The organism is Bacillus aerius (genome assembly GCF_029894105.1).
Lineage (GTDB): Bacteria > Bacillota > Bacilli > Bacillales > Bacillaceae > Bacillus > Bacillus altitudinis.
On the sequence record NZ_JARYHO010000001.1, the window covers coordinates 3,302,446 to 3,326,685 of the forward strand.

Annotated in this window: 22 protein-coding genes; 13 read left to right on the top strand and 9 right to left on the bottom strand. The window is 41.9% G+C overall.

The window, feature by feature from the left end; genetic code table 11:
- Position 1: 1 nt before the first annotated feature.
- A complete protein-coding gene (locus tag M2353_RS17135; protein WP_100324703.1) occupies positions 2-1,102 on the top strand; it encodes a GerAB/ArcD/ProY family transporter in 1,101 nt (366 codons plus the stop codon).
- Positions 1,099-2,244: a Ger(x)C family spore germination protein gene (locus M2353_RS17140; protein ID WP_100324702.1), complete on the top strand. Its 1,146-nt coding sequence runs from the start codon at positions 1,099-1,101 to the stop codon at positions 2,242-2,244. Before M2353_RS17135 ends, M2353_RS17140 begins: the two co-directional genes overlap by 4 nt.
- Positions 2,245-2,438: 194 nt before the next feature.
- Here the strand turns inward: M2353_RS17140 and M2353_RS17145 are convergent, their stop codons facing one another.
- Positions 2,439-3,836: a glycosyltransferase gene (locus M2353_RS17145; protein WP_284725786.1), complete on the bottom strand. Its 1,398-nt coding sequence runs from the start codon at positions 3,834-3,836 to the stop codon at positions 2,439-2,441.
- Positions 3,837-4,125: 289 nt separating this feature from the next.
- On the bottom strand, positions 4,126-5,490 hold the full coding sequence (locus M2353_RS17150; protein WP_089374136.1) for a sugar porter family MFS transporter: 1,365 nt from the start codon (positions 5,488-5,490) through the stop codon (positions 4,126-4,128).
- Positions 5,491-5,760: 270 nt separating this feature from the next.
- On the opposite strand from M2353_RS17150, the gene M2353_RS17155 reads away from it, so the two are divergent.
- A complete protein-coding gene (locus M2353_RS17155; protein ID WP_008343248.1) occupies positions 5,761-6,726 on the top strand; it encodes an LCP family protein in 966 nt (321 codons plus the stop codon).
- Between the two features lie 365 nt (positions 6,727-7,091).
- A complete protein-coding gene (locus M2353_RS17160; protein ID WP_284725787.1) occupies positions 7,092-7,973 on the top strand; it encodes a Cof-type HAD-IIB family hydrolase in 882 nt (293 codons plus the stop codon).
- Positions 7,974-8,029: 56 nt separating this feature from the next.
- Here the strand turns inward: M2353_RS17160 and M2353_RS17165 are convergent, their stop codons facing one another.
- The 5 genes from M2353_RS17165 to pgsB all read right to left on the bottom strand — a co-directional run bounded on the left by M2353_RS17165 (position 8,030) and on the right by pgsB (position 12,358).
- Positions 8,030-9,253: a C40 family peptidase gene (locus tag M2353_RS17165; protein WP_284725788.1), complete on the bottom strand. Its 1,224-nt coding sequence runs from the start codon at positions 9,251-9,253 to the stop codon at positions 8,030-8,032.
- A 106-nt stretch (positions 9,254-9,359) separates the two neighbouring features.
- Positions 9,360-9,530 (bottom strand): extrachromosomal elements maintenance protein EdmS, encoded by a 171-nt coding sequence (gene edmS / locus M2353_RS17170; protein ID WP_008343253.1) that lies wholly within the window; start codon positions 9,528-9,530, stop codon positions 9,360-9,362.
- A complete protein-coding gene (locus M2353_RS17175; RefSeq protein ID WP_255234208.1) occupies positions 9,527-10,693 on the bottom strand; it encodes a CapA family protein in 1,167 nt (388 codons plus the stop codon). The genes edmS and M2353_RS17175 overlap by 4 nt, the downstream gene beginning before the upstream one ends.
- An 18-nt stretch (positions 10,694-10,711) precedes the next feature.
- Positions 10,712-11,161, bottom strand: coding sequence for a poly-gamma-glutamate biosynthesis protein PgsC (pgsC, locus tag M2353_RS17180; RefSeq protein ID WP_007497520.1), 450 nt, complete (start codon positions 11,159-11,161; stop codon positions 10,712-10,714).
- A gap of 15 nt (positions 11,162-11,176) precedes the next feature.
- Positions 11,177-12,358, bottom strand: a complete 1,182-nt coding sequence (gene pgsB, locus M2353_RS17185; RefSeq protein ID WP_007497522.1) for a poly-gamma-glutamate synthase PgsB — start codon at positions 12,356-12,358, stop codon at positions 11,177-11,179.
- A gap of 746 nt (positions 12,359-13,104) precedes the next feature.
- Between pgsB and M2353_RS17190 the strand changes: the two genes are divergently transcribed.
- The 9 genes from M2353_RS17190 to rbsB all read left to right on the top strand — a co-directional run bounded on the left by M2353_RS17190 (position 13,105) and on the right by rbsB (position 22,556).
- Positions 13,105-14,586 carry a spore germination protein gene (locus M2353_RS17190; RefSeq protein ID WP_284725789.1) on the top strand — a complete coding sequence of 494 codons (1,482 nt, stop codon included), beginning with the start codon at positions 13,105-13,107 and terminating at the stop codon, positions 14,584-14,586.
- Positions 14,576-15,673, top strand: a complete 1,098-nt coding sequence (locus tag M2353_RS17195) for a GerAB/ArcD/ProY family transporter (protein WP_284725790.1) — start codon at positions 14,576-14,578, stop codon at positions 15,671-15,673. Before M2353_RS17190 ends, M2353_RS17195 begins: the two co-directional genes overlap by 11 nt.
- Entirely contained in the window at positions 15,663-16,805 is a 1,143-nt protein-coding gene (locus M2353_RS17200) for a Ger(x)C family spore germination protein (RefSeq protein WP_058213526.1), read from the top strand. The genes M2353_RS17195 and M2353_RS17200 overlap by 11 nt, the downstream gene beginning before the upstream one ends.
- 117 nt (positions 16,806-16,922) lie before the next feature.
- Positions 16,923-17,909 carry a LacI family DNA-binding transcriptional regulator gene (locus M2353_RS17205; protein WP_058213525.1) on the top strand — a complete coding sequence of 329 codons (987 nt, stop codon included), beginning with the start codon at positions 16,923-16,925 and terminating at the stop codon, positions 17,907-17,909.
- Positions 17,906-18,784 carry a ribokinase gene (gene rbsK, locus M2353_RS17210; RefSeq protein WP_284725791.1) on the top strand — a complete coding sequence of 293 codons (879 nt, stop codon included), beginning with the start codon at positions 17,906-17,908 and terminating at the stop codon, positions 18,782-18,784. The genes M2353_RS17205 and rbsK overlap by 4 nt, the downstream gene beginning before the upstream one ends.
- Positions 18,781-19,173: a D-ribose pyranase gene (gene rbsD / locus M2353_RS17215; RefSeq protein WP_017360008.1), complete on the top strand. Its 393-nt coding sequence runs from the start codon at positions 18,781-18,783 to the stop codon at positions 19,171-19,173. Before rbsK ends, rbsD begins: the two co-directional genes overlap by 4 nt.
- Positions 19,174-19,188: 15 nt before the next feature.
- The gene (locus tag M2353_RS17220; RefSeq protein WP_284725792.1) at positions 19,189-20,670 is read left to right on the top strand and encodes a sugar ABC transporter ATP-binding protein; all 1,482 of its coding nucleotides are present in this window, start codon (positions 19,189-19,191) and stop codon (positions 20,668-20,670) included.
- 1 nt (position 20,671) lies between these two features.
- Positions 20,672-21,625, top strand: a complete 954-nt coding sequence (rbsC, locus tag M2353_RS17225) for a ribose ABC transporter permease RbsC (protein ID WP_007497532.1) — start codon at positions 20,672-20,674, stop codon at positions 21,623-21,625.
- A gap of 13 nt (positions 21,626-21,638) precedes the next feature.
- Complete coding sequence (gene rbsB / locus M2353_RS17230) at positions 21,639-22,556, top strand: ribose ABC transporter substrate-binding protein RbsB (protein WP_284725793.1); 918 nt, start codon at positions 21,639-21,641, stop codon at positions 22,554-22,556.
- A 36-nt stretch (positions 22,557-22,592) separates the two neighbouring features.
- On the opposite strand, the gene M2353_RS17235 is transcribed toward rbsB, so the two are convergent.
- Both M2353_RS17235 and alsR read right to left on the bottom strand, forming a co-directional pair.
- Complete coding sequence (locus tag M2353_RS17235; RefSeq protein WP_211251391.1) at positions 22,593-23,210, bottom strand: flavin reductase family protein; 618 nt, start codon at positions 23,208-23,210, stop codon at positions 22,593-22,595.
- A gap of 59 nt (positions 23,211-23,269) precedes the next feature.
- Positions 23,270-24,157, bottom strand: a complete 888-nt coding sequence (alsR, locus tag M2353_RS17240) for an acetoin biosynthesis transcriptional regulator AlsR (protein ID WP_284725794.1) — start codon at positions 24,155-24,157, stop codon at positions 23,270-23,272.
- Between the last annotated feature and the right edge of the window lie 83 nt (positions 24,158-24,240).

Genomic DNA, 24,240 nt, shown 5'->3' on the forward strand with positions numbered 1-24,240 from the left:
GATGTACAGAGCTGAGAAGCTATCATTGTTACAAGTCACCATTCTGTGCAGTTCTACAATGATAGGCGCTGGAATTTTAACCATTCCTCGCAGTTCTGCCAATTCAGGGTTCCCTGATGGCTGGATCATTGTATTAATACAGGGAGTCATCTTTGCTTTCGTCGCTTTTTTGCTAGGTTGGATTGCTGAGAAGAATGCGCCGGATACCATTTTTGAGTCAAATAAAAAAGGCGCTGGTGCCTTCTTGGGCACGATCTTTAATTTAATCATGATTGCTTATTTACTAGCCATTGTTGGTTTTGAGGCGCGTGTACTCGGCGAGGTGGTTCAGTTTTTCCTTCTTCAATCGACCCCTATGACCGTGATTGTGATGATTTTTATACTTGTAGCGATCTATCATTTAAAAAGCGGTATCTTTCCAGTGGTGAAAATGGTGACGTATGTTTACCCAATTACGATGGTTATTTATATTGGGCTAATGCTGTTTAGCCTGAAAATATTTGATTTTGATTATTTGCGCCCTGTGATGGCGCATGGCTTTAAAGATTTTGGTAAGCTATTCTCTCAAACCTTCATTCAATTTACAGGCTTTGAAGTCATTTTGTTTGTCGTACCGCTCATTTATAAAGACAAATGGCCGAAAGCCAAATGGGCCGCATCCATCGGGGTCATAATTACATCACTTGTGTATTCTCTCACGCTTTTTATTGTGATTGGCTCCATGACGGTTGGAGAAACGATGTCACTTACATGGCCCACCGTCTCACTCATTCAAGCGCTAGAACTTGAAGGGGTGTTCATTGAACGCTTTGATATTTTCTTACTGACGATTTGGACATGCCAGCAGTTTATTTGCATGCTTGGCTTTTTCCAATTTGCCATTAAAGGGTGTCACACAGTCTTTAAAACGACCAATGTAACAAGGTTGCTATGGCTGTTGTTTTTCTTAACCTCTGCCCTATCTCTTTTCCCAAAAAATATTAATGAAGTCTTTTATTTTTCCACTTTACTCGGCTACGCTCTGTTCATTATTTTAGCCATTCCCTTCATCACATTTTTGCTGCTCACGATACGTAAAAAATGGGGAGGTGGTTCTGCATGAGACGAAGGCGTTTACTTTTATTCTGCTTGTCCAGTCTTCTTTTTCTTCTAACTGCAGGGTGCTGGGACATAAAAGACATTGAGACATTAACGTTTGTGCGTGGCGTTGGCATCGATGAAACAGATGATCAAGGCGTAAAGCTCACTTACCAAAACCTTATACCAAATATGGGTGGAACAAAAGAAGCTGCTTCAACAGGCTATGTCAATGTTGTATCGAAGGGGAAAAATGTGCTAGAGGCTGTCAGTCATGTCGCCTTAAAGGATCAGCCGATCTACAGTGATCATCTTAAAATCTTTTTGTTCGGCAAAAGTCAGGCAGAGCATCACGATATTCAAGGAACACTCAATCACTTTATACGAGATGATGAGGTTCGAAGAAGTAGCTATCTACTAGTGACTCGTGATAATGCATCAAAAGTGCTCAATCAAAAATTAAATTCGCAGCAAAAGGTTCCAGTTGAGCATATCTTTGAAACATCAAAAAACCGAGACTATAACGGAAAAATTTTACTGCCGGTACGTATTGGGAGAGCGTCCGATTACTTTCAGATGGGCGTAAGCTTTCTTGTTCAAAGTGTGGATGCCATTAATGACGGGCTCGTCTATGATGGAGCAGGTATCATTCATGGAAAAACACGAAAACTCATAGGGTTTATTTCAGCAAATGACGTTCAAGCTTTAAATTGGATGATGAATCGTATCTCAGGCGGAGTAGTTCCTGCAACGTACAAAGGCTTTCCTATTACGTATGAAATCAAGAAAGCCGCTTCCAAGGTCGAACCTTATCTAGAAGATGGAAAGATTTCCTTTAAAGTCAGTATAAAAACAAATGGTAAACTATCTGAAGATCAATATCCTTCTGAGAACTCATTCGATGAACAGTACATCAAGCGTTATGAGCGCATCTTTTCAAAAAAAATCAATGAGCAGATTCACAAAGCTGTCCGCCACATGCAAAAAGAAGTTGGCGTTGATCCGATCTTTTTAAATCATCAGGTGCGCATCAAATATCCTGACTTTTGGGAGAAGCATCGTGACGAATGGGACACCCTATTTCAAGAAGCTGAAATTCATTACGATGTGAAAGTCAACATCTTGAACTTTGGTGCAGAAGGGGCAACGAAAAGCTTTAAATGGTAGTGCAGAAGGCGAATGACCGCCTTAGATGGTTGACAAAGGGCTAAAATGAACTTTGTTTTAGCCCTTTGTCTTCTTTTCAGCGTGATAGAAAACCTTTGCAGTCTAGGAAGGACGAGTACCGGAGCAGAGCGAATGAAGGATTCGCGAGCACCGGCGCGCAGGACTGACAAAGAATGCGAGGGCTTGCAGGCGGATTACCCGGAGGGGGAACCGCCTTTTTTACGTGCAACGATCAAAAGCTGATAGAGCGTCACTTGATCAGATAATGCTTTTGTTTGAAAGCCAAGTGACTCTCCTACTCTCGCCACTTCGTCAAAAAACAATTGAACGTTTTGATCAATTGGCACATTGATCGGCTGTTCAATCATGCGATGAAATAAATGGTCTGGAAAGAGCGCCCGCATTGTATTTGGTGTGAAAAATCTCATATGTGTTCGATCTAAAATCCCCACATCTTGATACGTAAAATCACCTGCCATTAAAGGCAGCAGTACTTCCGCATGCATCATATTAGGTAAGCAGCAAATAATGACGCCACCTGGTTTTAAAGACGCATGCGCTAGAGCAATCATCTGCCATGGATCTGACACATGCTCTAACACATCAGAAAAGATCACAGCATCAAAAAAAGCTTCTTTCTCTGACCAAGGATACTCATCCGCTTTTGTCTCAATCACTTCTTTGTAATACGCCTTTGCCATCTCTGCTTTTAATGCATCCACCTCTACTCCGTACATGTCAACGGACTGCCGGTTGATCAGTTCAAGCCCTGTCGCCCCAGCACCGCAGCCAACATCCAGCACACATCTGGCATCCTCAGGGAGCAGTGCTGCAAAATATGGATGGGGGGAGATGAGGTTTAAATCAATACCCCATTTATCTAAAAATCGAAGCCTGTTCTCCGCAAACAATGTAGAGATATTCGTTTCTTCATTGGAATTGAATGTGGCATGACCGTGATGATGTACAAATGAATCATGGACGATTTGCAGCTGGTATCCCTTCAGCAACGAACGCAGACAAAGGTCATCATCCTCAAATGATCCATATACAAATCGCTCATCAAATAACCCTACATCCTCGATCAGCTCTCTTTTGACCAGCAGACAAAAACCAACAAGTCTATGCACATATGTTCTTTGACCTTTTTTCGAAGCCGTATATGCCTTCGCAAAGGCAGGAAGCTCCTTCACATCTGTGTAAGATGGCTGAACGAGCTGAGGACCACTCACATAATTGGAGACAGGGCCTACCATGCCAATACGATCTGATGCAAAAAGGGCTTCTCTTAAAGGCAAAAGCCAGTTTTCGGTCACAATCGTGTCGTTATTTAAAAAAAGAAGACTATCTCCTGTTGCTTTTTTCGCCCCTTGGTTACAGCCCTTGGCAAAGCCTTGATTCTTCTCGTTGTCAATCAACACGACATCTTCCAGTTGTCTCACATATTCCTTTGTTCCGTCTGATGAAGCATTATCCACGATAATGAGTTCATATTCATCACGCCGAGTATGCTTCTTGATACTGTCGATACATTTTTTCGTTAGGTGCAGTTCATTGTACGTCAGCATCACAATGCTCGTTTTTCCTTTCATCTCATTTCCACCTTTCGCCCGCCTGTTCCATATGTATGTCATAGGCTGCACGTTCAGAAGATGAGTGATTGTCCTTTCTTGATTAAACGTTTGTTTAACAAAGGGCTAAAATGAATTTTTTAGCCCTTTGTCTTCTTTTCAGCGTGATAGAAACATTTGCAGTCTAGGAAGGACGAGTATCGGTGGGGAATGAATTTGACATTCGTGAGCACCAGCACGCAGGACTGACAAAGAATGCGAGGGTTTGTCTACACGCTGAGACCAGCTGCCTCATGCAGCTGGTCTTTTTTCATACCGTTTCCCCTTCATCATTGACGACGGCACGGTTTCTCTTTTTTAAATCTTCTTCAATCTCTTCAAGACTTTTTCCTTTCGTTTCTGTGACTAAATATTTCACAAATAAGAAGGCACCTATGCCGATGGCTGCATAAATAAGGAAAAGGTTACTGATGCCGATTGCACTTAATAAGGTTGGGAATGTGAGCGAGATGATCAAATTCCCTGTATGCAGTAGGAAGGTCGATACCCCCGTACCGATTCCCCGGACATGTACTGGGAACAGCTCCGGCAGCATCACCCATACGACCGGACCCCAGCTGACAGCAAAAATGACGATGAAAAGTCCTAAACATATAATCGTCGTCCACCCTGCAGCTGTTGATCCCTCGAAAAAACGATTGACCACTGCTAGAACAATCAAACTAAGAACCATCCCTACATTTCCAAATAGGAGTAACGCTTTCCGCCCGACACGATCAATGATTTTAATCGCAACAAACGTCATGACAACATTGACTGCACCAATTCCTACAGTTCCTAAAATGGCTGCTGAATCGCCAAAGCCGACACTTGTGAATGTTTTTGGTGCATAATAAATGATCGTATTTGTCCCAATAAACTGCTGTAAAAAGGCTAAACCGACACCAGCAATTAAAGCGGGGCGCACCCATGGTTCGAGTAATTCCTTAAGACCGCCCTTTTCTTCACTTTCTGCTTTTTGAATATCCGCAATCTCGTCTTCAACTTCTTGCTTACTTTGTCTAAGTTTTGACAATATTTCTTTCGCCCGGTCCGCCTGTCCTTGGACAAACAGCCAGCGAGGACTTTCTGGCATAAACAAAATACCACATAACAAAAGAACAGAAGGAACAACGGCAATTCCAAGCATCAGACGCCATGCCTCTGCATCCGCTAAAACGTAGTTCACAATATAGGCAAGAAGAATACCAAATGTGATCATGAGTTGGTTTAATGAGGAAAGTGCCCCTCTTGATTCCTTTGGCGCAAGTTCAGATAAATATAATGGAACAATCGTCGTCGAGCATCCGACAGCAAGTCCTAGCACGATTCGGAATAAGACCATGACCTCTGTATTCGGTGCAAGGGCTGTTCCAAATCCGCCGATAATAAATAAAATGGCTGCGGCGATTATCGCTTTTTTCCGTCCGAATTGATCTGTCAGTTTTCCAGAAAGAGAAGACCCGAGCATCGCCCCGATTAAAATCGAGCTGACCACAAGTCCCTCTGTAAATGCATTTAAACCTAAATCCTCTTTCATAAATAAGATAGCGCCAGAAATGACACCTGTATCGTAACCATATAAGGCGCCGCCAAGTGCGCCGAAGAAATAAAGCCACCCATTCCGATTTTTCATGATCATAACCCCTCTTTTATCTATGTAATGACTGGATGTTTCTCTATGAAAAATCATTTTCCTCACTTCCTGTCATTTCAAACATTTCGATGTTTTATGACAAATATATTTCATTTGCGTATCATTGAAACTTTTTTAGATAAGGAAACGTCAATTAAGCGTTAGTGAAAAAAATGTCGCACTATATCCCGTTTTAAGGTATATTTGTTTTAGTTTGTAAGCAGGAAGAAGGACATCTTTACTATAAAATCATAGCGAGGGTTTAAATATATGGATCAAACAAGAAGTAAACGCAAAGGCAAAAAGCGTTTAAAACCATGGGTGAAAGTCACTCTTTTTATTTTTGGTATTCTTTTACTGACAACCGCTTCTGTCACCGGCTATGCCTACTATAAAGTGACATCGGCTGCGAAAAAAGCACAAGTCTCTCTAGACCGCGGTGCACAATCTGTCAAACGGATTGAAGCATTTGATCCTGGGAAAGACAGCTTTTCTGTCTTGCTGCTTGGCATTGACAGCAGACCCGGCGAAACAGTCAAACAAGCACGAAGCGATGCAATGGTTTTAGCGACAGTAAATCGTACGAATAAAACCGTGAAATTATTAAGTATTCCAAGGGACTCATATGTTAATATTCCAGGTCATGGTTATGACAAAATCACACATGCACACGCATTTGGTGATGCAGACCTCACGGTGAGTACAGTTGAAAATTTACTAGATATCCCTGTCGACTTTGTGATTGAAAGTAATTTCAAAGCATTTAAGGAAATTGTGAACGAATTAAACGGTGTTTCCGTTAACATTAAAGATGAATATGTTGTGAAACAGATTCTTAAAGATACAAAGGGCAAAGTTCAGCTGCAAACGGGTACTCACACACTAGATGGTGATCAAGCTCTCGCTTATGTGAGAACAAGAAAAGCAGACAGTGATCTCATGCGCGGACAGCGTCAAATGGAAGTTTTAAAAGCCATTTTCGATAAATCAAAATCAGTAACGTCTATTCCGTCTTATGACAATATCATAGATACTCTAGGTGATAACGTCTCAACTAACCTGTCAATGAAAGAACTAGTCGGTCTTTTCCCACTACTCACTTCACTGAAATCTGTTGATACGATTCAACTAAAAGGATCTGATTACCAGCCAAATGGCGTTTATTATTACCAATTGGATCAAAACCAACTGAACGAAGTTAAAACGGAATTGAAGAAACAGCTTGAATTATCATAAAAACAGAAAGCGTCCTTTTGGGCGCTTTCAGATTGTTGACAAAGGGCTAAAATGAACTTGATTTTAGCCCTTTGTCTTCTTTTCAGCGTGATAGAAAACCTTTGCAGCCCTAGGAAGAACGAGTACTGGCGCGGAGCGAATTTGTCATTCGTGAGCACCAGCACGCAGGACTGACAAAGAATGCGAGGGTTTGTCTACACGCTGAAAGCGTCCTTTTGGGCGCTTTTTCTTATATCCTTGATCAATTGACCATTTTTGTTTAGCCTTAAAGAGAGGAATCCACGATCCGACTCTTTCATGAGAATGAAGGAAATCGTACATACTTTGAAGAGGCTATTGCATGAATGAAGGAGGATATAACAGCAATGAAAAAAATGATTGCGATTGATTTAGACGGTACACTCTTAAATACGAAAAGTGAAATATCCGCTCAAAACGGGCAAGCATTGATTCGTGCGAAGGAAGCTGGATATATTGTGACCATTTGTACAGGGCGCGCAACTTTTGATGTAAAAGAGCTTCTTGGGGATTTGGACATTCCCATTATTGCGGCAAACGGAGGAACTGTCCATACAGAAGGGTACAAGCTCTTCAGTAGAATCACCCTTGATCAAGAAGCTGGAAGACGTGCTGCAAAGGAATTGGTGGAACGGAACATTTATTTCGAGGTCTATACAGACGATGCCCTCCTTTCCCCATTTGATGGAAAAGAAAAGCTCAAAGCTGAATTTGATATGATCAAAAGCGCCAATCCTAACGAGGATGTAGCTGATTTATGGGAAGGGGCGATGACTCAATTTAAACAGTTTGGCATCAAACCTGTCGATGACATCCGTCAAATTTTTGAGTCGAATGAACCAACCTATAAATTACTATGCTTCTCCTTTGATATGAATAAGCTGCAAGAAGCACGAGATCTTCTTTCTAAGATGCCTGAGCTCTCCTTGACCTCATCTGGAGAACATATCATTGAGGTACTGCCAAAAGAGTCAGGTAAAGGACATGCCCTCAAAAAACTTGCAGCCCATTATGGCGTAGACCGATCCGATATTTATGCGATCGGTGACAGCCCTAATGATCTATCCATGTTCGATGAAGCAGGACACAGGATAGCGATGGGGAATGCGGTGGATGTCATTAAAGAAAAAAGCACCTATATCACAAAAGGCAACCATGAAGATGGCGTCGCCTATTTTATTGATCTGCTTTTGCAGAATCAATTTCAAGAAAAAAAGACGCTTGTCTGATCAGCGCCTAGTGAGAAGTCGAGAAGTCCGATCCGAGCATTGATCGGGCTTTTTCTTTATTTTTTGATTCTAACAGCCGTCTCATATTTATCCTTCCAATACGTACTTGTTTTCATATTGGTAATGACAACGCCATTTGAAACCGTCACATGAATGACTTGATTTGAACCAGCATAAATGGCTGGCATCAACGAAGTCCCTTTAAAAAAGACAAGATCTCCCGGCTTTAGTTCCGATCGTTTCACAGGTGTACCTGCTTTAACTTGACCCGGCGCATAGCGAGGCATCTCAATTCCAAGCACTGCTTGATAGATATACTGCGTGAATCCTGCTGTATCAAAGCCTTGCTTTGGGCTCGCACCACCTTTTACATAAGGTACTTCTCCAATATACGTAGCGGCTTTTGATACGACTGGGTCTTCTTTCGCTAGTTTCAGCTCAGTTAATCGTTTCGCACCTGTCCATTTCTCACGCCAATACGATTCAGACAAATAAGAAATCGTCACACTTTCCGAACGGCTCGCATGAATAAAGCGGTCTCCTCCGATGTACATTCCTACATGTGAAATTCCTTTTTTATACGTGTTGCTAAAAAAAACAAAATCTCCAGGACGAATATCGTCTCGTGCCACTTTCTCTCCAACCATCCATTGCTGCTCAGCACTTCTTGGCAAATAAATCCCAAGTGATTTTTCAAATAAATATTGTAAAAAACCTGAACAATCGAATCCTACTTTTGGATCTGATGCCCCGAATACATAAGGGATTCCTAAATATTTCATCGCATCTTTCACCAGTTGATCATCCGACATCTCTTGGGAGACAGGCAGCCGTTTGACCGCATAGAACCGATCGGTCCAATATTTACTTTTGCTGACATCTGTTTTCACCACCCCTTGACTGAGTGTGATGTGGATCACCTGATCATTTCCAGCGTACAAAGCAACATGTGTTGGGATGTCTTTTGTTTCTTCAAGACTGCGAAAATAGACAAGGTCTCCGGGCTTCGCTTTTCCCCATGATACGCTTTCACCGATTTGGTATTGATCAATCACCTTTCGCGGCAAATCAAATGCACCTGTTGTTTTGTATACATATTGTATAAAGCCAGAAGCATCAAAGCCCGTTTTCGGATTGATTCCTCCTTTATGATAAGGCGTGCCTATCAGCGTTTCCGCTTGTTTTAAAGGAGCTGTTGTTTGAGCAGACACCTCTGTTTGGGACATAAACATGAGTCCTACAATGGCACATCCTCCAAGTAGTATTCCTTTCCATTTCATCCTCTCTACCTCCTTTCTTTTATAGTTTCGACATGACCCCTTTCATTTTACACCTTTTTCCGTCAAAAAAGAGCACGCCTCGCGTGCTCTTTTCATCATCATTTCTTTATTTACTTGCTTCTGCTTTTGACTGCTTTTGCTGTTCGATTTTCTGCATTTCAACCGAGATCTTTTGTTTCTCATGATCGGTGAGGCTGTCACTAAATTTAAAAGCAGACATAAAGACAAAGACTAAAATTAACGCAACAAACGGCCAGCTTGCTTTAAGGAATTTCATTTTTTATCCTTCTCCTCGTTTTCTTTTAATGTTTGGACTTTATCAGAATGATCGACTTCAAAGAAAATATGTCCGTCTTTTTCTTTCCAATCCGCATTCGTGCCATTTGTCAGCATACGGATAATCGATTTTGATTCAAGAGATCCTGCTTTGACTGGAGCAGGTGTCGCTTCTTTGATGTACATTGGAACCACTTCAAATGTCGCTTTTCCATCTTCATTCAGATGATACTGAACAATGGCAGAATCACGTGTTCTTGACCAGCCTTGGTCAAAAATAAAGTTCCCCAAGCTATAGAAGATCGCTGTTCCGTTATAGACTTCCATCGGCTCAAGAACGTGCGGGTGTGCACCGATAATGATATCAGCACCAGCCTTTGACATCGCTCTTGCCAGCTCTCTTTGTCTGTCGTTTACTTCATTGTTATATTCCTGTCCCCAGTGCGCATGAACAACAACGATATCTGCCTTTTCAGCAGCTTGTGAAATCATCGGAATAAAGATAGATGGATCAGCTGGCAGAATACCTGCCTTGCGATTTGTTGCTTTAAAATCTTTTCCATATACATCTGTAAAACCAAGGGTAGCGATTTTAACGCCATTCACTTCTTTGTATGAAATGTTCTGCTTCGCATCTTTGACGTTGCGCCCTGCCCCTGTATAATCCATGTCAGCTTTTTCAAAGGCATCAATCGTGTTATTTAAGCCTTTTTCACCGTAGTCTGCTGCATGGTTATTCGCAAAGTTTAGTACAGAGAAATTCAAATCCTTTAACGCTTGTACAGAATCTTCATCTGTTTTCAAATGAATATTCTTTTGTGCTGCCTGTTCCTTATCTGAAGCCACTGGATGCTCAAAATTCCCTGTTACATAATCTGAAACATCAAAATACGGCTTCGCATAGCGGAACAGGTGCTGCTTTCCATAGCGATCTGTTACTTTCTCTACATTTCTTCCAAACATAATATCTCCGACAAACGAAGCGGTCAGGATGTTTTCTGGATTCTTTTCTACAGTTGGCACTTGTGCTTTCCCGATAAATGTAAATAGAAATGTACAAGCAATGACAATCGGTAAAGCAATCAGTACGTGTTTATTCGTCTTTTTCTTTTGGTTCTTTGTGATTTTCAGCAGCTTTTCCTGAAAGCTCAATTTTTTATTCATCATTGGACACACCTTATCTTAAAATAGATAGTAAACATACATGATGGCAAATGTTGCACCACTTAGAAGTAATGTGCTTCCAAGGGTAATCGTAAGACCTTGCTTTTGAATCGTATTCGCAATCAATCCAGGCACGATGATTCCGATTCCACGGAATTCTGCTATTTCAAACGGAACTACTGGATAGAAGAAATCAAATATGAGCTTTAAGGCAATCCCTGTAATCAGCATCGCCGCAAACTTTCTACGTCCGTACAAAATCATAAATTTCGATAGTCCAAAACGAACGATCACATATGTCAGCAAGCTGACAGATAAAACAACTAAAATGAAGACTGGCTGGTTAAAGACGAGTGCCAGATAACCTGGAACAACCAACCCAGCTGGTACGATTCCTGTTTTTTCTGCAAAGATTAAACTGAGTAGAACACCTAAAATTAACGAGATATAAAGATCTGATCCGAACATTTTCTATATTTCCTCCTAGCTGACAAGCTGCTTAATTTTGTATTCTTGAATTTTTTCGATTAAAGGTTCAGCGGCGCCGTGAATATTGCCGACTCCATAAACCACTCGATTATGAAGCTTTTTCTCAAGCATGTTCATAATTTGTTCTGTAGATTGATATTCAAGGTTGTGTAAGTGGTCAGCCGGAATTTTTCCATCCTCAAATGCCTTCACAATTGGATCTGTCGTTTCACCAATTAAGACAAGATCACTTGCTTCAATATAAGGAAGTACATCCTCCGCAAACTGGATCGTTCTATCTACGCGATCCGCACGACAGTTCATGATAATAATCGGTTCATCTGTTGGATACCCAATTTCCTTCACACGCTTCCAAATGTTCAATGTAGATGCTGCGTCATTAGCCGCAAATCCATTTACAAAATGTCCAGGTGTTTTTGCATCCATTAATGGAAGAATTCTCATCGCTCCTGGATCAGGCGGCGCATTTAACATTCCTCTGAATGCCGTATCTTCATCAATTCCCAATGCTTGTGCAACACCAAGTGCAAGTGAAGCATTATCCGGGAACACCATATACTCAAATTTCCGTAAATACTCATCGGTAATCTTGGAATTATCTGCAACAATCACTTCAGTATTGCGTTTTTTCGCAATCTCTTTAAAGAAATCTGTATATTCACTATCCGTAATAACCAAGTGCCCATTGTAAGGAATTGTCGCTGTAAAGGCTTCAGCTATTTCATCAAGAGTTGGCCCCATCACATCCATATGATCTTCAAGAACGTTTACGATCACGCCAATATTCGCTTGAAGCAGCTCTTCCTGAAAGATAATTTGGTAATCTGGATTCACCGCCATACATTCACTGACGATGGCATTTGCTCCTCTTTCAACGGTTTCTCTCATAACTTCTTTCTGCTCTCCGATATTTGGTCCTTGCGGTTTCCTTTTAATCGGTTTCTCTTCTGGCGTATCCCAATAAATCATTCTTGCATCCGTTCCTGTTGTTTTGCCGACAGTTTTATAACCTGCCTCCATTAAGATACCGGTTGTCAATCTTGTAACGGTAGACTTTCCGCGTATACCATTAATATTGACGCGTACCGGCAGGGCATCGATATTTTTCTGATGACGCTTCTTTTCAATAAAGCCAATCCCTAACATGATGACACAGGCTATAACGATTAACCACATCGCTTATCTACATCTCCTTTTTTTATGAGTGTGATATGTAAATTCAATCAACAGTATATAGGTTCAGCATAAAATCACAATCGGTATTATGTAACATAATCTTTCACTTCCTCGTATGCCAAATTCCTCTAAACAGAAGGCGTAATTGCCTATCTCACTCTCAAATGAAAAGGCCAAAAGACGGACAAAATGACGCCTGATTTTCTGCTCAGAACAAGAGAAAGCGTTACCATCAAACAGTGAAAAATCTTTTGTCCTTTTCTCCCTAAATTTTTCGACAATTATTAAGATGTATTTTGAATCAATGTTTTAAAGCCCTCTCATCTCTACGAAATCAGTCATATCAGCGCTTTAAATGAATAGTGCGTGTTTTAGAATATTTTATATTTTTAAATGAACAGGTTAGAAAGTCATCCTCATTGGTCAGAACGCTATGTGTTGACCTATGACAAAGGTCACCTATCAAAAAATCAAGTCATCTGCTTATTTTTAGGTCACAAAAATTGGGATAAGATGTCAAAAATTAATCATTTTGTTATAGGCTCTCTTTACGATATTCGCTCCTTATGACCTAAACAATGAAACATTATTCATTTCTTTTTATCAAGATTCATCATTTCTTAACATTTTTAATGTGATTTTAGTTGAAAGTTGTCGGTGCGTGTCATGCTTTCCCCAAAGATGACGCATAAAATCATCTTCTCGGCTTACACTATGGTTAAAAAATCTGTGAGAGGAGGCTAAAGGTGCCAAATACGAATGAGCAAACACGCTTACACTTTTTATCAGGCGTTTTTGAGGAAAAGATTCGGATTATGAAAAAAGCATTTCAACAAAGCGCTGATTTTGAATACCGGGAATTGATGGTGAATGAAACGAAATCAGTGTTGTTTTTTATTAAAACAAGAGTGGATGAAAGTAAATTAAACAACTTCATTATTGGCAACTTGCTTGGCCCTCCTGGAAAGCAGGACTATGCAAAATCTCTTAGTTCACTCGAAACAGGTGACTTGACGCTGATTGTCGACAGCATTATTGCCGGAAGTATTGCCTTCCTTGATGAAAAATCTGCACAGATCAAAATATTTGCTGTTGGACAGCCGCCTCTGCGTTCCATTTCTGAACCTTCTTCTGAAAGTATTATTGCAGGCGCACATGATGGGTTTGTTGAGAGTTTAGATACCAATTTATATTTGCTACGTTCACACTTAAATGATCGAAAACTTGCAATCCAGTATCATAAGGTCGGTACAAAATCTGAAACAAAGGTTGCGACGGTTTATATTTCTGATATTGCCAATCAAGAAAAGATAGATGAGGTTAACAAACGAATTTCTTCTATTAAAGTAGACACGCTGCTTAGCCCCGGTTCTATTGTAGAGGCGATTGAGGATGATTCGTATTCCATCTTCCCGCAGCTTATTGACACAGAACGACCTGACAAAGTGAGATCCGCCATTCTTGAAGGAAGAATTGTCGTCTTAATGGACGGCAGCCCAATGGCTATCATTCTGCCTATTACGTTCTTTAGTTTCTTTCAATCACCAGATGACTATAATAGCCGCTGGATTCCGGCTACATTTATTCGTATTCTTCGCTATGTTGCCTGTATCATCGCAGTGATTTTGCCTTCTTTTTATATTGCGGTCATTGGTTTTCATTATGAGGTGGTCCCGGATGAATTAGCGATTACGATGAAAAATTCCATCATCGGCATTCCTTTTCCGCCGTTAATTGAAGCAATGCTGATGGAAATTACGATTGAGCTCATACGAGAAGCAGGGGTGCGACTGCCAAAGCCAATTGGTCAGACGATTGGGATTGTAGGCGGTTTGGTGATTGGAGACGCTGTGGTAAAAGCTGGACTCATTTCGAATGTCCTTGTCATTGTTGTTGCCGTGACAGCTGTTGCATCCTTTGTCCTCCCATCCTTTGAAATGACGTCCACCATTCGTATGCTTCGTTTCCCTCTCATGTTTATGGCATCGATGTTTGGGTTTATTGGCATTTCATTCGGCCTGTCGATCGTATTGATGAATTTATGCCGCCTCGAATCACTAGGTGTCCCGTACTTATCACCAGTGGCTCCATTTAACTGGCAGGACTTAAAAGATACTGTGATTCGATTACCGATGTGGATGTACAAAAAGCGCCCTGTTTACTTAAATCCAAAAAAGAAAGAGCAAATTGAAAATTTGAGAGGATGGAAAAATAAAGATGAAAAATAAAATATCTCCACCTCAAGCTGTCTTTTTTATCATTCAATCTCAAATTGGTGTCGGTATTTTAGCTCTCCCCCATTTGCTGATGAAAGACATGGGACACGATGGGTGGATGGCGATTATCTTAGCCTGTTTTTTCATTCAAATCATTAACACCATTTTTATTTACATCATTCAGAAGTATCCTGATACATCATTTTTCCAAGCCTTAATTGAAGTGTTCGGAAAATGGATCGGCCGGACATTGGTGGCACTTTATACGTTATACTTCGCCTCCGTCTGTATTGTTGTCTTATCCATTTTCACAAGAATTCTTGGCATTTGGGTGCTGCCGCTCACACCAAATTGGGTCATTAATCTATTACTGATGATCTCCATCATTTACATTGCAAAGGAGCAAATTACGGCGATTGTCAGGTTTAACTTCATTTTGACGCCCTTTTTGCTCATGCTGTCTCTCTTAATGCTCTATTCATTAAAAGGAACCAATATCGACTACCTCATGCCCTTTTTCCAAGTGGACGTTTCTCAAGTTTCACTCGGATTAAAGGACGTCGTTCTATCTATGAATGGGTTCGAGATGATCCTCATTATCTCTCCATTGATGAAAGGAACCATTAAGGAACGATATAAAGTCATGACCATTGCCAATATATGCACGACGCTTTACTACCTATTTATTACATTGATTTGTTTTATGTTCTTCAGTCCGATTGAGCTCAATATCATTCCCAACCCTGTTCTTTATCTGTTAAAAACCATTTCGTTCGGTGTGATTGAGCGAACAGACTTGATCTTTCTCAGTTTCTGGGTATTTATCATTCTTGCCACACTCAGCAATTACCTTTACTTTTGCGCGAATGGCGTGGCAAGTATTCTTAAGAAAAAAGAACACAAAAAATATGTCTTATATTTTGCCATTTTGATTTATGCGGCTAGCTGTTATCTTGCAACTGATAATTTTAGAATACAGCGCTTTAATGACTTTACCACCATCGCTCAATATTCATTTATTTACACACTCCCAATCTTTATGGCCATTATCATCTTTATCAAACATCGCAAAGGGAAGGTGAAATCACATGCGTCATAAGTACATACTGACGTTGCTCATGTGTGTTTCTCTCATATTCATGCCTGGCTGCTGGGATCAAAATTTATTAAAGAACATCTCTCTTGTGTTAACCTCCGCTGTTGATCAGGGAGAGGATGAAAATGCAAGATACTCGATTACTTATCGAAAGGTGCAGCAGTCTCAAAGTATGGAACAAGGAAATACAGGTAGCTTTTTAACCACTCTTCTCACAACTGAAGCCCCTACTTTAAGAAAAGCGAGAACCAACTTCAGCCGGATAGTGGATCAAAAAATAGACATGTCGAAAATGCGGGTGATGCTGATCGGTGATGAATTTGCCCAAAATCGTCTTCTGCCCTACTTAGATATGTTTTATCGTGATCCAAAAAGTCCCCTCCTCGCAAATCTTGCCGTTGTTCAAGGGGGGACCTGTGAAGAAGTGATTAACTCGCTGCTGAAGGAAAAACTCATCGTGAGTGACTATTTAAATAACTTGATCACAACCGCATCACGCTCCTCCCAAGTAGCACCTAAAAACATTCAAAGTATTCGATCTAAAATGCTTCAAACTGGAGAGGACTTCACACTACCGTTAATCTATTTTGATCAATCGAAGAAATTAATTAGTGTAAAAGGGGTTGCTCTATTTGATAATGAGAAGAAGAAAGGCGAGTTGTACGGTCAAGACGCGATCTTGCTCACCGTCATGGACGGAAAAATGGGCAAGTATGCCAACTTCACAAAAAAAGTGAGAAGCGACATGAATTCAAAAGAAAACAATTACATCACCATCCAAGTCACTGATGTGAAGAGAGACATCGAGATTCTGAATCCTGATCATCGAAACTTAACATACTCACTCAAATTTGAATTTAATACTTCTGTCCTTGAGTACCCAAAAGATAATCTAGATACAGACAAAAAAATTGAAATGCTCAATAAAAGACTTTCAACCATCTTGACAAAAGAAGCAGAAAAAATTGTTGCTACATTACAAGAAGCAAATTCTGACGTCTTAAGCCTCGGCAGAAAATACCGGGTCAGACATTATGATGAGTATATGAAAATGAATTGGGTCACCGATTATCCAAAAGTGAAAATCATTCCAAAAATCAAAGTAAACATTACACAAACAGGCATTATTAGTTAAGAAAAGGAAGAAGTCATCTTTCTTTTCTTTTTTTATTTTTTTAAGATTGTCTTTTCAATGCTTTCGTGATAATCTATCTGTGTAAACGGTTACACATCGACGAAGGGAGGCACTCCATTGGCTACAATTAAAGATGTTGCAAAAGCTGCTCAAGTATCTGTTGCGACTGTTTCACGCGTGCTCAACGATACTGGATACGTCCATATTGATACGAAAACCCGTGTGACACAAGCGATGCAAGAGCTGAACTACTTCCCCAATGAAGTGGCACGATCCCTTTTTAAAAGAGAATCAAGATTAGTTGGTCTCATCTTACCTGATATCACAAACCCCTTCTTCCCTCAGCTGGCTAGAGGCGTTGAGGATGAGATTCATGCACACGGCTTTCGGTTATTATTCGGAAACAGTGATGAAGATCGGGAGAAGGAAATGGCCTATTTACAAACCTTTAAGCAAAACCAGGTGGTCGGTGTCATCGCTGTCACAAACGAACCTGAATCGGATTTGTACAATGATGATGAACTGCCTGTTGTCTTCTTAGATCGCACCGTTCCAAATGCGCCTTCTGTGTTTGCAGATGCTACGGCAGGCGGGAAAATGGCTGCAATGGAATTAATCAAACGCGGCAGTCAGCAGATCACATTGCTAAAAGGGCCCGCTCATCTTCAAACGGCGCGGCAAAGATTCAAAGGCGCACTTGATGTTCTGACTGAAGAAGGTGTTAACTTTCATGTGATGTCTAACGCTTCTTTTTCTTTTCAGGAAGCCCGAAAAAGCGCCAAGGCTCTTTTCAAGCTGTACCCTGAAACAGATGGCATCATTGCCAGCAATGACATCGTCGCAGCAGCCGTCGTACACGAAGCGCTTCGAATTGGAAAAGCCATTCCAAAAGACGTCCAAATCATTGGATTTGATGATATTCCGCAAAGCGAACTGCTCTTCCCTTCTTTATCAACGATTCGGCAGCCTGCCTATGATATGGGGAAAGAAGCCGCAAAGCTGATCATTAAAGCCATTCAAAAACAGCCAATAGATCAAGCAGTTATTCAAATGCCCGTCTCTTTTATTGAACGAGAGACCACAAGAAAGGTGGATTCACAATGAGTCAAATAGTTGTCGTAGGAAGTTGTTCCATGGATCTAGTTGTCACATCGAATAAGCGTCCAAATGCAGGAGAAACCGTCCTAGGCGAATCATTTAAAACGGTTCCTGGAGGAAAAGGAGCCAATCAAGCAGTGGCCAGCGCAAGGCTCGGTGCGGATGTATATATGATTGGCCGGGTTGGGGATGACGCGTATGGTCAGGACATTATGCGCAATTTGCAAACACAAGGTGTTCGCACCACTTATATGAAACCGGTTACCGAAATGGAAAGCGGAACAGCTCATATCATTTTAGCTGAAGGAGATAACAGCATTGTTGTCGTCAAAGGAGCAAACAATGAGGTAACACCTCACTATGTAAAAGATGCTCTTTCTTCTATTGAAGATATCGGAATCGTCCTTATCCAGCAGGAAATTCCTGAAGAAACAGTCGAAGCCGTCTGCGCCATTTGCAGCGAAAAAGAGATTCCAGTCATCTTAAATCCCGCACCAGCTCGCAAAGTCTCTCAGCAAATATTAGATCAAGCTGCCTATATTACGCCAAACGAACACGAAGCAGCTCTTATGTTTGATGGACTCACCATAGCAGAGGCTTTGCGCCAATATCCAAACAAATTACTCATTACAGAAGGAAAAAATGGGGTTCGTTACTTTGATGGATCAAAAGAAGTGTTGGTACCGGGCTATCCTGTGAAAGCCGTCGACACTACAGGCGCTGGCGATACTTTTAACGGCGCTCTAGCTGTAGCACTAACAGAAGGAAAATCCCTATACGACGCACTTGCCTTTGCTAACTTAGCCGCATCTATCTCAGTCACAAAATTTGGTGCCCAAGGCGGCATGCCAGTAAGAGAAGAATTGGAGAATAAGAAATGAAGAAAAATGGTATTTTAAATAGTCATATCGCCAAGGTGCTTGCTGACCTCGGTCATACAGATACAATTGTCATCGCAGACTGCGGCCTGCCCATTCCAGAAGGACCGGTCAAGATCGACCTTGCATTATCCATCGGCACACCGTCCTTTCAGGAGGTTACTTCCCTCCTTCTTGAGGAAATGGCCGTTGAACACATCACGATCGCCAGTGAAATCAAAGAAGCCAATGAGAGAGATCATTTATTTCTAAAGAAAGCGTTCTCACATCCGTTAGATGAAGTCGATCACGAGACGTTCAAAGACATGACCAAACAGGCAAAAGCAGTGATTCGAACGGGTGAAGCCACCCCATACGCAAACTGCATTCTTCATGCCGGTGTCATCTTTTAAAAGGAGGAGCCACTTATGAACATTGAAATGCATAACATCCATAAGGCCTTTGGAAAAAACACCGTTCTCGCCGGGGTCTCCTTTGACCTCGTCACAGGTGAAGTCCATGCACTTATGGGTGAAAACGGGGCAGGAAAATCAACGTTAATGAATCTGCTGACAGGACTCTATTCCCTGGATCAAGGAACGATTCAAATCGACGGAAAAGAAACCGCTTTCAAGAATCCGAAAGAAGCCGAGCAGAACGGGATTGCCTTCATTCATCAGGAGCTGAATATATGGCCTGATATGACGGTACTCGAGAATTTATTTATCGGGAAAGAAATCTATACAACACTTGGTCTCCTAGACACCAAGAAAATGAAAGCCCTCGCCCAAGCGCAGCTCGACCGATTGTCTGTCAACCTCTCGCTCGATCAAGAGGCAGGAAGCTGTTCTGTCGGCCAAAAGCAGATGATTGAGATTGCGAAAGCGTTAATGACCGATGCAAAGGTCATTATTATGGATGAACCAACAGCTGCTCTCACAGACCGTGAGATTGAAAAGCTATTTCAGGTCATTGAATCACTCAAAAAAGAAGGCGTTTCCATCGTCTACATTTCTCACCGGATGGAAGAAATCTTCTCCATTTGTGACCGGATTACGATCATGCGTGACGGAAAAACGGTCGATACGAAAGCGATACCGGACACGAATTTCCATGAAGTCGTCAAAAAAATGGTCGGCCGCGAATTAACCGATCGTTACCCTGAACGCACACCTTCTACTGGTGATACCGTCCTAGAAGTGAAGCAAGCAACGAGGAAAGGCCGCTTTCAAGATGTCAGTTTTTCCGTCAAAGCTGGAGAAATTGTCGGTGTTGCAGGCTTAATGGGTGCTGGCCGGACGGAAATGATGCGGTCGCTCTTTGGACTCGATCCCCTGGATCAAGGAGAAATTTGGGTTCATGGGAAAAAGGCTGTCATTAAAAAACCAAGTGATGCAGTCAAACTTGGCATCGGTTTTATCACGGAGGATCGTAAAGATGAAGGACTGATGCTGGATGCATCCATTCGGGAAAACATCGGGTTACCTAACTTAGATAGCTTCTCTCCAAAGGGGCTGATCGATAAGAAAAACGAGCAGGACTTTGTTGACCTGCTCATCAAACGACTCACGATCAAAACCGCTTCATCTGAAATCTCTGCACGCAGCCTGTCCGGTGGAAATCAGCAAAAGGTCGTCATCGCCAAATGGATCGGCATTCAGCCGAAGGTGCTGATTTTAGATGAACCGACAAGAGGCGTCGACGTCGGGGCGAAACGAGAAATTTATCAGCTGATGAACGAGCTGACGGATCGAGGCGTTGCGATTTTGATGGTCTCCTCTGAGCTCCCAGAAGTTCTTGGGATGAGCGATCGAGTGCTTGTCATTCATGAAGGAACCATCAGCGGTGAATTAAGTAAAACAGAAGCTACACAAGAACGAATTATGACACTAGCTACAGGAGGGAAGTAACATGAAACCACTTACTTCAAATGGACGATTTGACAATATCATGCAAAAGCTTGGGCCATTCTTAGGACTCATCATCCTTGTTGCCATTGTTTCTATTTTAAATCCGGCCTTTTTAGAACCATTAAACATTTTAAACTTACTCAGACAAATCTCCATTAACGCCCTCATTGCCTTTGGCATGACGTTTGTTATTTTAACCGGAGGAATTGATTTGTCTGTCGGTGCCATTCTAGCGCTGTCTAGTGCTCTGACTGCCGGCTTTATTGTATCTGGTTTGGACCCGATTCTCGCCATCATCGTTGGATGTATCATCGGTGCCATCCTTGGAATGATCAACGGTCTTTTAATCACAAAAGGAAAAATGGCTCCTTTTATCGCAACACTTGCGACGATGACGATTTTCAGAGGATTGACGCTTGTTTATACAGACGGAAACCCAATTACAGGGCTTGGCTCTAACTATGCATTTCAGCTATTTGGCCGTGGATATTTCTTAGGGATTCCTGTTCCAGCGATCACCATGCTTCTCACCTTTATCGTTCTTTGGGTCTTGCTTCATAAAACACCTTTTGGCAGAAGAACGTATGCCATTGGCGGAAATGAAAAAGCAGCCCTCATCTCAGGTATTAAAGTACCACGCGTCAAAATCATGATTTATTCCTTAGCCGGCTTTATGTCTGCTTTAGCCGGTGCGATCTTAACATCTCGTCTCAACTCAGCCCAACCAACAGCTGGTACGTCGTATGAACTTGATGCAATTGCTGCCGTTGTACTTGGCGGGACAAGCCTATCCGGCGGAAGAGGGCGAATTGTCGGCACACTCATCGGGGTACTCATTATCGGGGTCTTGAACAATGGTATGAACTTACTTGGTGTTTCATCATTCTATCAGTCTGTTGTGAAAGGGATTGTCATCTTGATTGCAGTCCTACTCGACAGAAAGAAATCTGCTTAAGGAGGCAGCTGCTATGAAAAAATATGTAATCCTGATCATGACTCTCTCATTATTCATGCTTTCTGCCTGCTCGCTCGAACCGACAGAGTGGGCCAAATCAACAAAGGATGGCAAGAAAAAAGACATGAAAATCGGACTGTCGATCTCGACTTTAAATAACCCATTCTTCGTTTCTCTTAAAAACGGTGTGACAAAAGAAGCGAAAAAGCTTGGCATTGAAGTTGTCATTGCCGATGCACAAAATGATTCAGCCAAACAAACAAGTGATGTAGAAGATTTAATTCAACAAGGGGTTGATGCATTACTCATTAACCCAGCCGATTCCTCTGCCATATCAACGGCTGTCGAATCTGCGAATGCTTCAGACATACCGGTCATCACATTAGACCGTTCGGCAGAAAGCGGAAAGGTTGAAGCGCTCGTTGCTTCCGATAACATCAAAGGCGGCGAAATGGCAGCTAACTTTATTATCGACAAAGTTGGTAAAGGAGCAAAAGTGGCTGAACTAGAAGGTGTACCAGGTGCTTCTGCGACCCGTGAACGAGGAAAAGGTTTCCATCAAATTGCAGACAAAAAATTAGATGTCACAGCAAAACAAGCCGCTGACTTCGACCGGACAAAAGGGCTCAACGTGATGGAAAACCTTCTTCAAGGAAACCCTGACATCAAAGCCGTTTTTGCCCACAATGATGAAATGGCACTTGGCGCACTAGAGGCCATCCAAAGCTCTGGAAAAGACATTCTTGTCGTCGGTTTCGACGGTAATGAAGATGCACTCAACTCGATCAAAGCAGGAAAACTATCTGCAACAGTCGCGCAGCAGCCAGAGCTGATCGGTCAACTGGCAGTCGGCGCTGCTGACGATGTATTAAAAGGCAAAAAGGTAGAAAAAAATATCGCCGCACCATTGAAACTAGAACAAAAAAAATAAACACTAAACCCCCGATAGCCTCGGGGGTTTTAGATGTTATTCCGGTCTCTTCAGTACAAAAGGCGTACCTAAATGGGCATAATCATTCCCTGCTAGGCGTGCGACTGGCTTTAATTCATTCGTAAAAATATATCCTTTTTCCGCATCATAGACAGACTCATCTAAATGCGCACACACCACCCGGCCAATGATATGATCGACTGTGACCTCCCCTTCATCATTTTGAAAGGTCAGATGTCTTTCCAGCTGACATTCAAAGCGAATGCGTGCTTCCTTGATTCCTGGCACTGACACCACGCTGCTCTTCACTTGATGAAGACCGGTACGAGTCAGCTCACTCTCTTCCTCTGGCAAAGTAGCAGCTGTTTCATTAATATCTTCAATCATCGCTTCATCACTCACATGGACAACAAATTCTTCCCTGTCGATGATATGTTTTGCTGTATCTTTCATCTCTCCTTGACGACGTCCAATAGAAACAGCGATCAGCGGAGGATGGCCACTGATGACATTAAAGAAACTAAATGGTGCAGCATTGACGACTTCTTCTTTAGAAAGGCTTGTAATAAATGCAATGGGTCTTGGAACGACGGAACCAGATAATACTTTATATGCTTCTTTTCGTGACAACTGATCCATTTGTAATGTAATCACTTCAGACATGCCTCCTCTTGTATGTAACGACATCATACCATACCCCGTTCTCTCTTCCCTTACTCCGGCTCACCGCGATGGAGAATATGATGGACAAGATGAAACAATGCCGGATTATGATTTTCTCGCCTATAAGAAATGGTCCATTCCGCGAGTAGCTGCTCACCTTCAATTGACCGATACACCACATCTAAATTAAATAAACGCCGGGCCGATGTTGGAATGATAGCAATTCCGATTCCCGCTGTGACAAGCCCAATGACCATTTGATATTCTGCTGCTTCCTGCACGATATTGGGTGAAAATCCGTACTTTTCACAAAGTAGGACAATATGCTGATAAAGGGACGGCCATGATTCCTTTGATAAAGAAATAATCGGCTCATCACGAATATCTTCAATCGTGACCGCTTCTTTTTCCGCCAGCGGATGGTTTTTCGGAATCGCAAAAATACATTCACTTTGCTTCATTAAACGACTGACCAATTCTTCTTGCGGTGATGTAGGATGCAAAAAACCAATATCAATCTCACCATTCAAAAGCGCCTCAAGCTGCTGCGGGACAGAGAGCTGTTGCAGCTCAATACTGACAGAGGGGTACCGCTCTCTGAATTCACGGACAACTGGCGGCAGAATATCATATGTCGCTGTACCAACGAATCCGATGATAATCTTCCCAAGCTCCCCTCTTGCCGTATGCCGGGCATGATCAACGGCTTTATCAAGCTGATGCAGCACCCCCCGGACCTCATGTAAAAAAACCTTTCCAGCAGCTGTTAACTCCACCACCCGTTTAGACCGGTGAAACAAAGGAAATCCCAATTCTTCCTCAAACTGCTTAATTTGCTGACTAAGTGGAGGCTGTGTCATGTTCAATCGTGCGGCCGCTCTGCCGAAATGCAGCTCCTCCGCGACTGTGACAAAATACTGCAAATGTCTCAGTTCCATCCTTTCACTCCTCAAACACTTATTCGTGAAACATATTAAAACTACGTTAAACATATATTGGAAAATTTATTTTGTGAAATGTA